Origin of the sequence: Pseudotabrizicola sp. (genome assembly GCF_030684215.1) — a bacterium.
Taxonomy (GTDB): domain Bacteria; phylum Pseudomonadota; class Alphaproteobacteria; order Rhodobacterales; family Rhodobacteraceae; genus Pseudotabrizicola.
This window is the reverse complement of record NZ_JAUXOV010000009.1, coordinates 1-15,125: the sequence shown is the minus strand read 5'-3', so window position 1 is coordinate 15,125 and position 15,125 is coordinate 1. Positions and strand designations below refer to the sequence as shown.

The 15,125-nt window shown below is 60.6% G+C and carries 14 protein-coding genes; 9 read left to right on the top strand and 5 right to left on the bottom strand.

Annotated elements, in window-relative coordinates; genetic code table 11:
• The first annotated feature begins 9 nt into the window (after nt 1-9).
• From Q8K08_RS00665 to Q8K08_RS00625, 9 genes are all read left to right on the top strand, one after another.
• The gene (locus Q8K08_RS00665; RefSeq protein WP_304798172.1) at nt 10-972 is read left to right on the top strand and encodes an ABC transporter permease; all 963 of its coding nucleotides are present in this window, start codon (nt 10-12) and stop codon (nt 970-972) included.
• Entirely contained in the window at nt 972-2,258 is a 1,287-nt protein-coding gene (locus Q8K08_RS00660) for an amidohydrolase family protein (RefSeq protein ID WP_304798163.1), read from the top strand. Before Q8K08_RS00665 ends, Q8K08_RS00660 begins: the two co-directional genes overlap by 1 nt.
• 110 nt (nt 2,259-2,368) lie before the next feature.
• Nucleotides 2,369-2,653 (top strand): STAS domain-containing protein, encoded by a 285-nt coding sequence (locus Q8K08_RS00655; RefSeq protein ID WP_304798165.1) that lies wholly within the window; start codon nt 2,369-2,371, stop codon nt 2,651-2,653.
• Complete coding sequence (locus Q8K08_RS00650; protein WP_304798168.1) at nt 2,650-3,018, top strand: response regulator; 369 nt, start codon at nt 2,650-2,652, stop codon at nt 3,016-3,018. The genes Q8K08_RS00655 and Q8K08_RS00650 overlap by 4 nt, the downstream gene beginning before the upstream one ends.
• 7 nt (nt 3,019-3,025) lie before the next feature.
• On the top strand, nt 3,026-5,161 hold the full coding sequence (locus Q8K08_RS00645; RefSeq protein ID WP_305248863.1) for a chemotaxis protein CheA: 2,136 nt from the start codon (nt 3,026-3,028) through the stop codon (nt 5,159-5,161).
• Nucleotides 5,162-5,166: 5 nt separating this feature from the next.
• A complete protein-coding gene (locus Q8K08_RS00640; protein WP_304797526.1) occupies nt 5,167-5,634 on the top strand; it encodes a chemotaxis protein CheW in 468 nt (155 codons plus the stop codon).
• A 1-nt stretch (nt 5,635) separates the two neighbouring features.
• Nucleotides 5,636-6,484, top strand: coding sequence for a protein-glutamate O-methyltransferase CheR (locus tag Q8K08_RS00635; RefSeq protein WP_305248862.1), 849 nt, complete (start codon nt 5,636-5,638; stop codon nt 6,482-6,484).
• 36 nt (nt 6,485-6,520) lie between these two features.
• Entirely contained in the window at nt 6,521-6,904 is a 384-nt protein-coding gene (locus Q8K08_RS00630; protein ID WP_305248861.1) for a response regulator, read from the top strand.
• 128 nt (nt 6,905-7,032) lie between these two features.
• Nucleotides 7,033-7,296 (top strand): hypothetical protein, encoded by a 264-nt coding sequence (locus Q8K08_RS00625; RefSeq protein ID WP_305248860.1) that lies wholly within the window; start codon nt 7,033-7,035, stop codon nt 7,294-7,296.
• A gap of 33 nt (nt 7,297-7,329) precedes the next feature.
• On the opposite strand, the gene Q8K08_RS00620 is transcribed toward Q8K08_RS00625, so the two are convergent.
• The 5 genes from Q8K08_RS00620 to Q8K08_RS00600 all read right to left on the bottom strand — a co-directional run bounded on the left by Q8K08_RS00620 (nt 7,330) and on the right by Q8K08_RS00600 (nt 14,983).
• The gene (locus tag Q8K08_RS00620; RefSeq protein ID WP_304797520.1) at nt 7,330-7,848 is read right to left on the bottom strand and encodes a chemotaxis protein CheD; all 519 of its coding nucleotides are present in this window, start codon (nt 7,846-7,848) and stop codon (nt 7,330-7,332) included.
• A 4-nt stretch (nt 7,849-7,852) separates the two neighbouring features.
• The gene (locus Q8K08_RS00615) at nt 7,853-8,497 is read right to left on the bottom strand and encodes a CheB methylesterase domain-containing protein (protein WP_305248859.1); all 645 of its coding nucleotides are present in this window, start codon (nt 8,495-8,497) and stop codon (nt 7,853-7,855) included.
• Nucleotides 8,487-11,435 (bottom strand): methyl-accepting chemotaxis protein, encoded by a 2,949-nt coding sequence (locus tag Q8K08_RS00610; protein ID WP_305248858.1) that lies wholly within the window; start codon nt 11,433-11,435, stop codon nt 8,487-8,489. The genes Q8K08_RS00615 and Q8K08_RS00610 overlap by 11 nt, the downstream gene beginning before the upstream one ends.
• Before the next feature lie 104 nt (nt 11,436-11,539).
• Nucleotides 11,540-13,726 carry a thiamine pyrophosphate-dependent enzyme gene (locus Q8K08_RS00605; RefSeq protein ID WP_305248857.1) on the bottom strand — a complete coding sequence of 729 codons (2,187 nt, stop codon included), beginning with the start codon at nt 13,724-13,726 and terminating at the stop codon, nt 11,540-11,542.
• A 33-nt stretch (nt 13,727-13,759) separates the two neighbouring features.
• Nucleotides 13,760-14,983, bottom strand: coding sequence for an acyl-CoA dehydrogenase (locus Q8K08_RS00600; protein WP_304802233.1), 1,224 nt, complete (start codon nt 14,981-14,983; stop codon nt 13,760-13,762).
• Nucleotides 14,984-15,125: the final 142 nt, after the last annotated feature.

Genomic DNA, 15,125 nt, shown 5'->3' with positions numbered 1-15,125 from the left:
CAGCAAACGATGAAGGTGGTGCAGGGTGGCGGTGTGATTGAGATTCTGATCTCGGCCAGTTTCTGGGCGGCGGTGTTGCGGATCGCGTCGCCGCTGATCTTTGCCACCATGGGCGAGCTGATCTGTGAACGTGCCGGGGTTCTGAACCTTGGGATCGAGGGGATCATGGTGATCGGGGCCTTCGCCGGCTGGATGGCGGTGTATCTGGGCCTGCCGCTCTGGGGCGGGGTGGCGGTGGCCTTTGCGGCGGGGGCGCTGTTTGGCTTGTTGCATGGGGTGCTGGTGGTGCCATTCGGGCTGAGCCAGCATGTGGTGGGGCTGGGCGTGACGATGCTGGCCACTGCGACTGCGTATTTTTCTTACCGGCTGGCCTTGCCGCAGGTGACCAGCCCGCCCAAGATCGTGCCGTTTCAGGTTTGGGAAGTGCCGCTGCTGTCGAAGATTCCAGTGCTTGGCCCGGCGCTGTTTGCGCAGACGCCGCTGACCTATGCCGCCTTTGCCTGTGCCGGGCTGGTGGCCTTTGTGCTGTATCGCACGCCTTTGGGGCTGGCCTTGCGCGCAGTGGGTGAAAATCCAGCGGCGGTGGAGGCGCAGGGGGTGTCGGTGACCGGGCTGCGCATCGGGGCGGTGATGGTGGGATCGGGGCTGATGGCGGTGGGGGGCAGTTTTCTGACGCTATCCGCGTTTTCGTCGTTTTTCTTCGAGATGGTCAACGGGCGCGGCTGGATCTGCATTGCGCTGGTGGTGTTTGGCGCGTGGCGTCCGGGCAAGGCGGTGCTGGGCGCGCTTTTGTTTGCGGGGTTTGATGCCTTGCAGATCCGGTTGCAGCAAACGCCTGTAGGCGCGGTGGTGCCGTATCAGCTGTTTTTGATGCTACCCTATGTCTTTTCCATACTTGCGCTGGTGGTGATGTCACGCCGCGCCACGGTGCCAGCAGCGTTGATGGTGCCATACACCAAGGGAGAACGGTGATGTTTGATCTGATCGTCAGGGGCGGCACGCTGCCGGATGGCCGGGTGGCGGATATTGGTATCCGGGGGGACCGCATCATCGAGGTGGGCCGGATTGACGCCGAGGCGGGCCGTGTGATTGACGCCACCGGCGATCTGGTCAGCCCACCCTTTGTGGACCCGCATTTCCATATGGATGCCGTGCTGTCTTACGGGCTGCCACGGGTGAATGCCTCTGGCACGCTGCTGGAGGGGATCGGCCTGTGGGGGGAATTGCGCGCGGTTGCCACGGTGGAAGACATGGTGGCCCGCGCGCTGCGCTATTGCGACTGGGCCGTCAGCATGGGGCTGTTGGCAATACGCACCCATGTGGACACCACGCCCGACCATCTGCGCGGAGTGGAGGCGATGCTGGAGGTCAAGCGCGCTGTAGCCCCCTATCTTGACCTGCAACTGGTGGCCTTTCCACAAGATGGGTTTTACCGCAGCGCGACCGGGCGGCAGAACCTGCTGCGTGCGCTGGATATGGGGGTGGATGTTGTCGGTGGCATCCCGCATTTTGAGCGCACGATGGAGGAGGGCGCCGAGTCTCTGCGCGATCTGGGGCGGATCGCCGCCGAGCGCGGCTTGATGTGGGACGTGCATTGCGACGAGACTGACGATCCGCAAAGCCGCCATGTCGAGACGTTGGCGCGTGAGGTGACCCGGCACGGGCTTGGCGCGCGGGCGGCAGGGTCGCATCTGTCCAGCATGCATTCGATGGACAATTATTATGTGTCAAAGCTCATCCCGCTGATCGCGGAATCGGGTATGACGGCGATTCCCAACCCCTTGATCAACATCACCCTTCAGGGGCGGCATGATAGCTACCCCAAACGGCGCGGCCTGACACGGGTGAAAGAGTTGCAGGCGGCGGGGGTGACGGTTGGCTGGGGGCAGGACTGCGTGCTGGATCCCTGGTATAGCCTTGGCACCGCTGACATGCTGGATGTGGCGTTCATGGGGCTGCATGTCGCGCAGATGACCCACCCGGATGAGATGGCGCGCTGTTTTCATATGGTGACGCAAGAGAATGCAACGATCATGGGGCTGGCTGGTTATGGCCTGCGACCGGGGGCGGTGGCCTCGCTTGTGGTGCTGGATGCGGGCGATCCGGTAGAGGCGCTGCGGCTGCGGCCCGACCGGCTGGCGGTGGTGTCAAAGGGGCGGATCGTTGCCCAAAAGGCCCGGAATGATACGCAACTGTCCTTGCCGGGGCGGGCGGATACGGTGCGGCGGCGGCATAAGACCCTGCCCTGGTCACTGTAAACGTAAGCGATGTGATTAAAATGCCCTTCGTTTTGTGGCGTGGCTAAACAGTTCCTTCAGCCTTTCAGAGCTAACCCTGTGGTTACGGATGCTTGGAGGGTTACGGAACGATGCGCACACTCGAACTTGTTGCAAGGGTTACGCCGGATTCGGCGCAGGCCCTTTGGTATGATCTTGAAAGCAGGTTTGATGCTGCCGGGGCCAGACCCGAGATTGCGATTGATGGCAGCGCCGTCCGGCATCTGAGCGCGGCTGCGGTTCAGGTGCTGTTGATGGCACAGCGGCGCGCGAAGCGGGATGGCGGGGTGGTTTCGCTCATCGCCGCCTCACCTGAATGTTGTGAGTGTTTGCGCATTATGGGGGCGCTTGCGCTGATCGGGGAGGACGGGGAATGAGCCTGCGTATCCTCGCCGTTGATGATTCCCTCACCATGCGCGAAATGCTGCGGCAAACCCTGACCGAAGCAGGGTTTGATGTTGTGCTGGCAGAGGACGGCATTGATGCATTGCAGCAGTTGCCCGATGTAGCGCCCGATCTGATCCTGACCGATCTGAACATGCCCAAAATGGACGGGTTCGGGCTGATAGACGCTGTGCGCAAGGGGGATGTGTCGCCCCGCGTGCCCATTCTGGTGCTGACTACAGAAAGTGCCGCAACCTTGAAAGAACGCGCCCGTTCCTCTGGCGCGACTGGCTGGATCACAAAGCCCTTTGACGAACAGTCTTTGGTTTCAACCATCCGCCGCGTCGCGGCTGTGTGAGGGTAATATGGCAGGCGCAGTTGATCTGAAGGATATCTTCTTTGTCGAGGCAGATGAATTGCTGTCCGCGCTGGAAGAGGGCTTGCGCGCCATTCAGACCGGCACGCAAGAGGCGGATACGGTCAATGCGGTTTTCCGCGCTGTTCACTCGATCAAGGGTGGTGCCGGGGCGTTTGATCTAAAGGCGCTTGTCGGCTTTGCACACCGGTTTGAAACCGTGCTGGATTCGCTGCGCTCCGGGCGCCTGTTGCCCGAAGCCGCCCTGCTGGGGGCATTGCTACATGCCAGTGATCATCTGGCCGATATGATTTCGGCTTCCCGTCAGGGCGGCAGCACGGATTCTGAGCTTGATGAGCGCGTGATCCTTGCGCTGGAGGCTCTGTCGGGCGGTGAGGGTGGGGCAAAGGAAGAAGAAGCCTTTGTCTTTGAGCCGCTTGCTTTGGATGGTCCTTTCGGGATGGATCTTGCGGCAGTTCCATTGGTTTTTGGTGCGCGTAAGGTGAGCGTAAGTTTTCGCCCGCATGCGGGGGCCTTTGCCTCTGGCCACGATCCGGCGCTTTTGCTGCGTGATCTGTGCGGCATCGATGAGGCAGAGATCAGCCTTGATCAGAGTGCATTGCCGGAGCCGGGGGTGTTCGATCCCGGACAATCCTATCTGGGATGGGTCGTCACGTTGCAGACCGAACGATCGGATCGTGATGTTATGGCTGTCTTTGATTTTATCGATGGCTGTTGCGATCTGACCCTTACGGGAGAGGCTTCGGCCGATCCTGGCCTGGCACCATTCGCAGAGCCTGTGGCTGCGCCTGACCTTTTTGCGCCGCCATCGTTGTTGCCCGAGGCCAGATCACAAGACCCTGCGCAGGGAGCAAAGCCGCAAAACTCTGCCTCAGCGGCGACGCCTGCGCCGTCCCCATTGACCCAAGGGGCCACCACCACGCCTCGACCGACCATCCGCGTTGATATTGACCGGGTCGACCGTCTGGTCGACATTCTTGGGGAACTCGTAATCCATCAGGCGATGCTGACCGAAGCGATCGAACAATCGCCGGGATTTGGATCGGTGGATGTAGACCGCAGCCTTGACCAGCTGCGCCAATTGTCGCGCCAGATCCAGGAATCGGTGATGGCAATTCGCGCCCAGCCCGTTAAACCTTTGTTTGACAGAATGCACCGGATTGTTCGCGAAGCCTCAATGGCGGCAGGGAAATCCGCGCGGCTGGTGACCGAAGGCGAAGCGACCGAGGTGGACAAGACCATCATTGAACGGCTGGCCGATCCCCTGACCCATATGATCCGGAACTCGATTGACCATGGTCTGGAAAAAGCCGGTCGCCGGGATGAGCTTGGCAAGCCGACCGAAGGGGTGGTCAAACTGTCGGCCGCGCATCGCTCGGGCCGGATTGTCATTACGGTGCAGGATGACGGCGCTGGAATTGACCGTGACAAGGTGCGCCAGATCGCGGTGGAAAAGGGGCTTGTCTCTGCGACGGCAGAACTCAGCCCGCAAGAGATTGATGCGCTGCTGTTTCTGCCCGGCTTTTCCACCGCGACAGAGGTGTCTGCCCTGTCCGGTCGCGGAGTCGGCATGGATGTGGTGCGATCCGAGATTGCCGGTCTGGGTGGCCGTGTCGGTATTGCCTCTGTGCGCGGGCAGGGCACTACTTTGACGATCAGCCTGCCGCTGACGCTCGCCGTGCTGGATGGCATGGTGTTTGAGGCGGCGGGCCAAACGCTGGTTCTGCCCGTTTCGCATATCATCGAAACGCTGCGCCCCGAAGCCGCGATGCGTCATAATCTGGGATTGAAGGATTCTGTTCTTGATGTGCGCGGGCGCTGCCTGCCCCTGATTGACGTGGGAACCGCGCTGGGCTTTCGACGCAGTCTTAAACCGGGCGAGGGCGAGATTGTGGTCGTGGTTGAGCGTGGGGACGATGGCGCCATCGCACTGATGGTCGATGGCATCCGGGATCAGCGACAGGTGGTGATCAAGGGGCTGGAGGCGAATTACGGCCAGATCCCCGGCATTGCGGCTGCGACCGTGCTGGGCGATGGCTCTGTTGCCCTGATCCTCGACCCAACCGATCTGGCCGCCGCTGGGTCACTCCCGGCCCGCCCTCATATATCCCTTGCAGCGGAGTAAAAGCCATGCGCTCGCCCGGTTATGCCTCTGATCCAGACATTCGCGAATTGGTTGCCTTTCGCACCGCAGGTCAGGATTTTTGCATCGACATCCTGTCGGTGCGCGAAATCCGCGGCTGGAGCCGCCCGGCCCTGCTGCCGCACGCCCCCGCTTTTGTACAGGGTGTGATCAACCTGCGCGGGGCGGTGGTGCCCATTCTTGACCTCGCCAAACGGCTGGGGTTGGAACCGATAGAAGATACCGACCGCAATGTGATTATTGTCGCCGCCATCCAGAACCGGACTGTAGGTTTGCTGGTCGAAGCAGTGACTGATATTTTAAGCGTCCCCGCCAGCGGAGTTCAGCCAACGCCCGATCTCGCATCAGAAACCACACGCAACATGCTGCGTGGAGTCGTGGTGCAGGACAGTCGGTTGATCCGGCTTCTGGATGTTGGCCAGTTGTTGCCACAGGCAGATGAAGCGGCGGCCTGAAATGGCAAGCGGTTCAACGGCATCAGAGGCAGACCTTCAACTGAGCGACAAGGACTTTTCCCGCATTGCCCAGCTTGTCCACGGTCTTGCCGGGATCGTTCTGGCCGAGGCAAAGCGCCCCTTGGTGCATTCGCGCCTGATAAAGCGCTTGCGGGCGCTGAACTTGCGCGATTTCGCGGCCTACGCAGATTACATTTCCGCCTCGGGAAGTGAGGCCGAGCGGCTTGAGCTGATTTCAGCGGTCACAACCAATGTCACCTCCTTTTTCCGGGAGCAGCACCATTTTGACATGCTGACCTCGACCGTTCTGCCGCCGTTGCTGGCCAAAGCCCAGTCTGGCGGGCGCGTCCGGCTGTGGTCGGCCGGATGTTCCAGCGGGGAAGAACCCTTTAGCCTTGCGGCGACCGTGCTTGGGCTTTGTCCAGACGTACATCGTCATGATCTCCGCATTTTGGCGACGGATATCGACAGGACGGTGATCGAGAAGACTCGTCGCGCAACCTATGCGCCAGAAGCGGCATCAGGGCTTGCCCCAGAGGTGTCACGCCGGCTTTTTGTCAATCCAAAGGCCGAAGATGCCTTGCAGGTCAGCGATAATGTCAGAAAACTTGTTCAATGCAATCATCTGAATCTGCAAGATAAATGGCCATTCAGGGGGCCGTTTGATGTGATTTTCTGTCGAAACGTTGTGATCTACTTCGACAAACCGACGCAAGAACGCCTGTGGTTGCGCTTTGCCGAAGCTCTGGCCCCTGGTGGGTATTTGATGATCGGCCATTCAGAGCGTGTCACCGGGCCCAGCCTGGCCGAGTTTTCTGCGGATGGCATGACAGCATATCGACGCCGCTGAAACGCGGCAAGGAACAGACAGCGCAAGGGGGCTGGAATGAAACGAGAAGAGCTTAAAATCATGGTGGTGGACGACACGGCGGTAAGCCGCGGATTGATCACCCAAGCGCTGGACTGGATGCAGATAGAGGGGTACCGCACCTGCGCCGATGGGGAAGAAGCAATGCGATCTTTGGTCCAAAAGCCGGTTCATCTGGTGATTTCAGACTATCACATGCCGGGACTCGATGGTTTGGGACTTTTGGAGGGCGTTCGCCGCACGCGCGGGATTGAACGGGTCGGGTTCATTCTGGTGACCGGTAGGGCAGATGCGACGGTGGTTGCCAAAGGGCGTGCGCTGGGCATGAACAACATGATCACCAAGCCTTTTACCCGCGAAGGGATGCGCGACTGTATTGAGCGTGTGGTGGGTCCGATCTGATGGCGGACATGACCTGCCAAAACCTTCGGTGCGCCGAGGTGTCGCCTGCGCTGAGTTGTCAGTTGACGATCAGGCGCAGTGGAGAGCACATTGCAAAGATTGCACAAAATCTGCGTGATCTTGAACGAATGATGATGGGTGTCGCGTGGCAGGGGGACGCAGCACCGCAGGGCAGTGACGCCCTTCGCCGGCCACGACTGCAGTCGCTGGATTTGCTGATCCAGGAACTTGCAGGGCTTTCGGATATTCTGATTGGGGCGGCGTCCCGTCTGCCTGATGTCCCCGATAGCCATGTCGACGCGCTTGTTGATCTGCCACGCCTGCAAAGCCTGAGCTGCGCCTTGCGCGGTCAGGTTGCAAAAGAAGCGGCATCGGAAACCGTGATCTTTTGATCGACGGTGGCGTTTGCGCTTTCGTTACGCCCATCAGAACAACACAATCTCAGCCCGCTGCGGTGGTTTCACTACGATTTCTCTGACCTCTGCCGCGGGAAGCTTCATTTGCTGAACCTGGCCCGAAACTGGCCAAACCCGGATTTTGCGCCCGTGATCTCCGCCTAGGCTGCCACCCAAATAGCTAATACCCTCGCGGCGCAGGAAGTCTTCGGCAAACTGTCCGTTGGCCATACCAATATCGGTCAGTCCGGGGACCATGCGACCGCCGCCAAACAACTTGGCTTCAAGTCGTTCACGTCGCGCACCTGCGCGGATCAGGTTGTTGATCAGCAGTTCCATCGCATTTAGTCCGTATTTCATGGCGTTGCGATCGCTCGGATCATTCCCGGGCAAAAGAAAGTGGTTCAAGCCGCCCACACCAGCCACAGGGTCGCGCATAAAGGCCGCCACGCAAGACCCAAGAATGGTGGACAGCACATCCTGCGGATCAGACGAGACAAGAAATTCACCTTGGATCACAATTTTCAGACGTTCACCGGAGTGCATCATCCATTCACCTGCCTGACCCGTTGGTGGAAGGCTGAGTCGCCATTCGCAGCAGGGCAGCTGCAATGAAGGAAAGCGGCAGTATCTGATCGGCCGCGTTAAGTTCACGCGCAGAACCCGGCATGCCATAGACCACCGAACTGGCTTCGTCCTGCGCGATGGTGTGGCCGCCAGCCCGGCGGATTGCCAAAAGCCCCTCGGCCCCGTCGCGCCCCATCCCGGTCAGCAAGGCTGCAACCGGGGGAGGGCGCAAGCGGGCGGCGGACAGAAACAGCGGCTCGACGGCCGGCCGATGCCCATGCACCGCCGGGCCGTCGATGAGCCGCATTGTCAGAACCGGATGCGCTGTCAGATTCATATGTGACGCACCCGCCGGGGCCACATAGATGCAGCCTGCCCGTGGTACTTGCCGATCCTGTGCTAGAACAACATTGGCTGAACAGGCCTTGTTCAGCCCTGCGACGAAGCTTTCGACATAGCCCGGTCGCATGTGCTGCACCACGAATGTTGGGGGGCAATCCTCGGGGAAGCGGGACAGCACCGTGTACAGCGCCTCCACCCCACCGGTTGAGGCGCCGATGACGATGCTGCGTCGCGCAGCGCCCTGGCTGTTGATGGGTTTTTCCGATGGTTCCGACGTATCAGGCCGCATGGGACGATCCGCGGCGTGGGGCGTCGCCGATCAGGTTGAAGCCGGACAACAAGGCCGCCAGCTCATCAGCCTCTTGTTTCAACAAGACGCTGGCCGCGGTCGACTCTTCTACCATGACGGCATTTTGCTGGGTGACCTTGTCGAGGACTGCAACACCTGCGTTGATTTCTGCAAGGCTGTTCGATTGGTCTTGTGCGGCTTGCGAGATATTCTGCACGATCACGCTGATTTCTGCCACGTCGGTCACAATCGCCTCAACCGCGCGCCCGCTTTGGCTGACCAGCCCGGCGCCGGTCCCCACCTGCGTTTCAGAGGTTGAGATCAGGGTTTTGATCTCTTTTGCGGCCTCGGAGGAGCGTTGTGCCAAAGCCCGGACTTCTGCGGCTACCACTGCAAAGCCTCGGCCTGCATCGCCGGCCCTTGCCGCCTCGACCCCCGCATTCAGGGCCAGAAGATTGGTCTGGAAGGCAATGTCGTCGATCACGGAGATGATTTTTGAAATCTGATGTGAGGATTGCTCGATAGCCGTCATTGCATCAATCGCCTGTTGCACCACGGCCCCGTTGTTGCGCGCCTCGCCATGGGCGGATTTGACCTTGCCGCCGGCTTTCAACGTGCCTTCGGTCGCCGAGCGCACGTTTGAAGTCAAGGTGTCGAGGGCTGCGGCGGTTTGCTCCAGCGTGGCGGCCTGACTTTCGGTGCGGCGCGACAGGTCGGCGGCGGCAGTGGCGATGATATCGGCGCCGCCAAGGATGGATCCTGCGACCTCGGCCACGCGGGACAGGGTGTCAGACAGGCTTTGCGCGGCTTGATTGCAATTCAACCGCAGGCTTTCGTATTCAGACGGGAATGTGGTTTCAATCCGCGTGGACAGATCTCCATCGGCAAGTGCGCCAAGCGCATCGCGCAGCGATTCAACCACGTGCTGCTGTTCGGCCGCACGTTCCTTCATCGAGGTTTCGGTTACGGTGCGGAACGCGGTTTCTGCGGTCTGGTCGGTGCAGATGGCAACCACACGTTGAGCTTGGCCCTGACGATCGAAGATTACATTCAAGTTGCAGATGACGAAACGATCACTGCCATCACGGGCCACGCGATGATGAAGCTCGCTCAGATGGCCCTGGTCCACCACGCGCGACAGCACGTCTTCGGCATGGGCTTTGCCCGCCTTGAACAATTGTCCTACATGCTGCCCGATGATGGCTGGGCGGTCATACTGATACACCTGCAGGGCCATATCGTTCATGGTCAGAATGCGCCCGTCCAGCCCGATTTCCAGAATGGCCTGAGCCGAGCTGACGGCAGCTATGACGGCATTGCTACGCCGCTGCTCACGCACGTCTTCCCAGACAACCACAAAGCCCTGCCGCGCTCCGTCGTCCCCTTCTACTGCGCTGATCGACAGGGCAAACACCTGATCGCCGATCTTGATGTCAGTTTCCATTTTGCCATTTTTGGGGTCGGAAAGCATGGCCATATTGCTGCTATGATTGGCGTGGAACACGGATATGTTGCGGCCAATAAGATTGTCGGGATCCAGCCCCGGAAATCGCGTCTGCAGGTCGGCCAGATGGGTATGAAACAATGAAATGAGCGCGCTGTTGACGTAGAGGAGCGTGCCCTTTGCATCGGAAATCATCATCGCGGTGCTGGTAGTGGCAAAAGCCTTGCCCTTGAACAGCATCTCAACCCGGAGTGTATCTGCCTGCGCCATGTCGGTGCGAAACCGCTCTAACCCGCGCGCAAGCTCGCCCACCTCGTCACGGCGGGTCTGAAAGCCGACCGAGGTGGGTTGGCGTTCGATCATCGCCGTAGTGGCTAGGGTCAACTGGGCAAGGGGTTTGGCGATCCAGCGGCTTATGGCAAGACCAACACCAAGAACTGCGACGACGATCAGGAGCAAAGCAACAAGGGTTCGGAACTGGGATTGCCTGACAGGGGCTTCGACCTCTGCCACAGTCACTTCGGCAAGAACGGCCCATCCGGCATTGAAGGCAGACACAGGTCTGAAAGTGGCCAGAACGGGGGTGCCTTCGCCGTTAACTGCATCTTGCTGCACCCCAACCTCACCGCGTTTTGCGGCCTGTACTTGCGGTGTGGCAACGTCCGACTGACCCTCGATGCTGGTTTGGCCGGCTTTTTTCCAGAAATAGCCACCAGACCCCAGCAGGGTGAAGCTATAGTCTTGCTTGGTCTGGCCATCATCGTTGACCAGATCTGCAAGAAGCAAGGACGGAAGCTGTATTGCGACAACGCCGATATTGCGCCCGCTGTCATCTAAAACCGGCGTCGCCATAAAGCTGGCCAATGCGCCGTTGGAGTAGCTGTAGGGAGCAAAATCATCAAAAAGGACGGTGCCTGTTTCCGCTGCCATGGCACGCCGGAACGCCGAGCCAAGCGACGTGCGGGACAGGTCACCGCCTATCGCGTTCTGGCCAAGATCAGCCTCTTTGGTCACGGTATAGACCAGAGTTCCTTCGGCATCGAACAGGAACACATCGTAGAACTGATGCGTGCGGCGCAGCGCGCGATAGTGTTCATGCACTTTGCCATGCGTCAGGCCATAGGCGCTGCGGTCGCCGGAATAGTCGAACATGTCGCGCGCCATGCCGCGCGCGGTGTTGGGATCGACATAGGTGGCTTTCAAAAAGGCAGGCCCCTCTGGCCCGGCGGCGCGCAGGATGGCCGAAAGTTGCTTGATGCTGTCACGCGCATGTTTGCTGTCTGCAACCGTGGTCAGGGTTTGCGCCGTGCTGTCAAACCACCTGTCTACCCGCTGGCTGGCGCGTGCTGTTGCCGCCTCCATGTTGATGACGGCTTGCGAAATGAGGGCTTTGCGCATGTCGGTCAGCATAAAGGCCGCGTAAGTTGCCAGAAGCAAAAGCATCGACAGCACAAAAACTGCAGGAAGAAGAAGGGTCAGGCTGGTCCGTTTCATGCGCGCACTCCGCTTGGTGAAGACGCTTGCCACGGATTCGGGCAAGCCACCTTTGCGGGCAGAGTGCAGCCTTGCCTCCTAAACTTCCCCTAACATAGAAACTTCTACGGATTTCCTTCGGTCAGCATCTTCAAAGACGCCGCAGCGATCTGCGCCGCCGAGGGAAGTGTGGCGGCATAGGCAGGCCCGGTCGCGATAAAGCTGTCTTCGGCTGCCACACGGGCCAATGCAGGGTGGCCCGCAAGCAGGGTCATCACCGCTTCGGACAGGTTCCCCGACCGACGGCATTCATCCACCACCAACACGCGCCGGGCTCCCTTCAGGGCATCAAGCAACGCGGCTTCCGGCAGGGGGGCAAGCCACCGCAGATCAATGATTTTACATGTGTGGCCAGAGGCTTGCAGCAGCGATCGCGCCTGGTGCGACAGCATCACCCCATTGCCATAGGTCACAATGGCAAGGTCCGTGCTGTCGCCATCCACACCGACCTGACCATAGCTCAGACGCTGGTCAGGGGCGGGATAGTGCGCCATCCACAGCCCATCGGAAGGCTTGTGCAAATCGCGCGCCGGGTAAAGCGCGATGGGTTCAACAAAGACCACGACGCGCTGCTCTTCGGCAGCAAGGCGCGCGCATTCACGCAGCATCAGCACAGCCTCGTCCCCGCGCGAGGGGCAGGCGACGATCAGGCCCGGAATGTCGCGCAAAACGGCCAGCGAGTTATCATTGTGGAAATGTCCGCCGAAGCCCTTCTGATAGCCTAGCCCCGCAATGCGCAACACCATCGGGTTGCTGAACTGCCCGTTCGAGAAAAACGGCAGCGTCGCGGCCTCGCCCCTGATCTGGTCTTCGGCATTGTGCAGATAGGCCAGAAACTGGATCTCTGGGATAGGCAAAAAGCCGTTTTGCCCAAGTCCGATGGCAAGGCCAAGGATGGATTGCTCATCCAGCAGGGTGTCAATCACCCGGTTTGGGCCAAAGCGGGCGTGCAGCTTTTGCGTGACGCCATAAACTCCGCCCTTGCGGCCCACATCTTCGCCCATCAGCACGGTTTCGGGGCGGTCCAGCATCAGGTCGGTCAGCGCCCAGTTGATGAGGCGGCTCATCGGCTGGGGGTCGGCCATGGCCTTCATATCGGTGCCAAAGACCTCGGACCGGGTCTCGGGTGCGGGGCCATTGCGCGGCGTCGCCGGACGGGGCGGCGGCACAATGCTGGCCATCACCTGCTGTGCGGTTTGCAGGCGGGGCTGTTTGACGGCCTCGGCGGCGCGGGTTGCCACCTCATCGGTGTAGGCAGTGTAATGCTCCAGCGCTTGTGTCGCGGTCATCACGCCTGCGTCCTGCAACAGACGGACCGCATGTAGCAGCGGATCGTTGGCCTCATCCTCTTCGACCTCGGTGCGGGGCAGGTAGGTGGTCGGCACATCAGCCCCGGCATGGCCATACAGCCGCACGGTGCGCAAGTGCAGGATGGCAGGCTTTTTGGTGCGGCGGATGTCATCAACCGCCGCCTTGGTGGCGGCAAAGGTGTCGTAAATATCCAGACCATCGGCGGAGTGATACGCAAGGCCGGGGCGGGCGCGCAAAACCGCCTCGACCCAGCCGGGCGGGGATTTGGTTGAAATGCCGATGCCGTTGTCTTCGCAAACAAACAACAGCGGCATGGGTGCGCCTTGCCACGCGGCCCATCCGGCGGCGTTCAGGGCACCTTGCGCCGTGGAATGGTTCAGCGAGGCATCGCCAAAGCTGCACATCACCACCGAGTCAGGGTCCATGATGGCGTGGACGGGGCGGTGTTTGCGCATCAGCCCCAGCGAATAGGCCGCTCCCACCGCCTTTGGCAGATGGCTGGCAATGGTCGAGGTTTGTGGCGGGATCATCAGCGCGCGCGACCCCAACACCTTGTGACGCCCGCCGGAAATAGGATCTTCGGCAGAGGCGGCAAAGGACAAAAGCATGTCCCAGACCGGGTCTTGCCCCGGCACACTCAGCGCGCGGGCGATCTGAAAGGCGGCGTCGCGGTAGTGCAGCAGCGCCATGTCGCCTGCGCGCAACGCAAGCGCCACCGCCGCCATGCCCTCATGCCCGGATGATCCGATGGTGTAAAACCCCTGACCCGCACGCTGCATCACCCGCGCCTGACGGTCGAGCGCGCGGCTAAGGCAAGCCGCGCGAAACGCCATGCGCGCCTGATCGGCGCCAAGCGGTCCTGAGGGGGCCGCGCCCGGCGGCAGATCGCCCGCGGCCACCCGTCGCAGGAAGTTGTCGTGAACGATATCTGCGCGGTCCATGGTCTGTCCTTGTCGCCGGCGTTGGCCCCGGCCTTAGAAAAACGCCTGCAATCCGGTGATCGCACGACCAAGGATCAGCGCATGCACATCATGCGTGCCTTCATAGGTGTTCACCGTTTCAAGGTTCACCATGTGGCGCATGATCTGGTAATCTTCCTGAATGCCGTTGCCGCCATGCATGTCACGCGCCAGACGTGCCGCATCCAGCGCCTTGCCGCAATTGTTGCGTTTGATGATCGAGATCATCTCTGGCGCTGCATTGGCCTGATCCAGCAGGCGGCCCACCTGAAGGCAGCCTTGCAGGCCAAGGCTAATGTCGGTCATCATATTGGCCAGTTTCAGCTGATAAAGCTGCGTCTGCGCCAAGGGCTTGCCGAATTGCTTGCGGTCCAGCCCGTATTGGCGCGCGGCGTGCAGACAGAAATCAGCAGCCCCCATCACGCCCCAGGCAATGCCATAGCGCGCACGGTTCAGACAGCCGAACGGGCCTTTGAGCCCTTCGACATTCGGCAAAAGCGCGTCTTCGCCGACCTCAACATCCTTCAGCACGATTTCGCCGGTGATGCTGGCGCGCAAGCTGAGTTTGCCGCCGATCTTGGGGGCGGACAGGCCCTTGGTGCCCTTATCGAGCACAAAACCCTTGATCTTGCCGCCATGCGCCTCGGACTTGGCCCAGACCACAAAGACATCGGCAATCGGTGCGTTGGAAATCCACATCTTGGCGCCGTTCAGCACATAGCCATTGGCGGTTTTCTTCGCGACCGTTTTCATACCTGCGGGGTCGGAGCCTGCATCCGGTTCGGTCAGGCCAAAGCAGCCGATCCAAGCGCCGGACGCCAGTTTCGGCAGATATTTCTGCCGCTGTGCCTCGGTGCCGTACGCGTAGATCGGATACATCACGAGCGAAGACTGCACGCTCATCATGCTGCGATAGCCGCTGTCCACCCGCTCCACCTCGCGCGCGACGAGGCCGTAGGCGACATAAGACGAGCCCAGACCGCCGTATTCCTCGGGGATGGTCACACCCAACAGGCCCATCTCGCCCATTTCGGCAAAGATCGCAGGGTCGGTGGATTCTTCGCGGTAAGCAGCAATCACGCGAGGTTGCAGCTTTTCTTGCGCGTAGGTGCGGGCGGCGTCGCGCAGCATCCGTTCTTCTTCGGTCAGCTGATCGTTCAGCCGGAACGGATCTTCCCAATCGAAACGGCCCAGATCAGGCGCGTCTTTGGCTTTCAGTTTGGGCGCATCAAGGCTCATGGTATCCTCCGGGGTTCTGGTCACTGTGGCACGGGGGGGGCGGCTGCGAAAGGTATCGCTTTTGCGCATGATCCCGTTGGGCATTTGTCTGGCCCCGGGGGCGCTGCCCCCGGACCCCCGGAGTAGGTGTTGCCAAGATGAA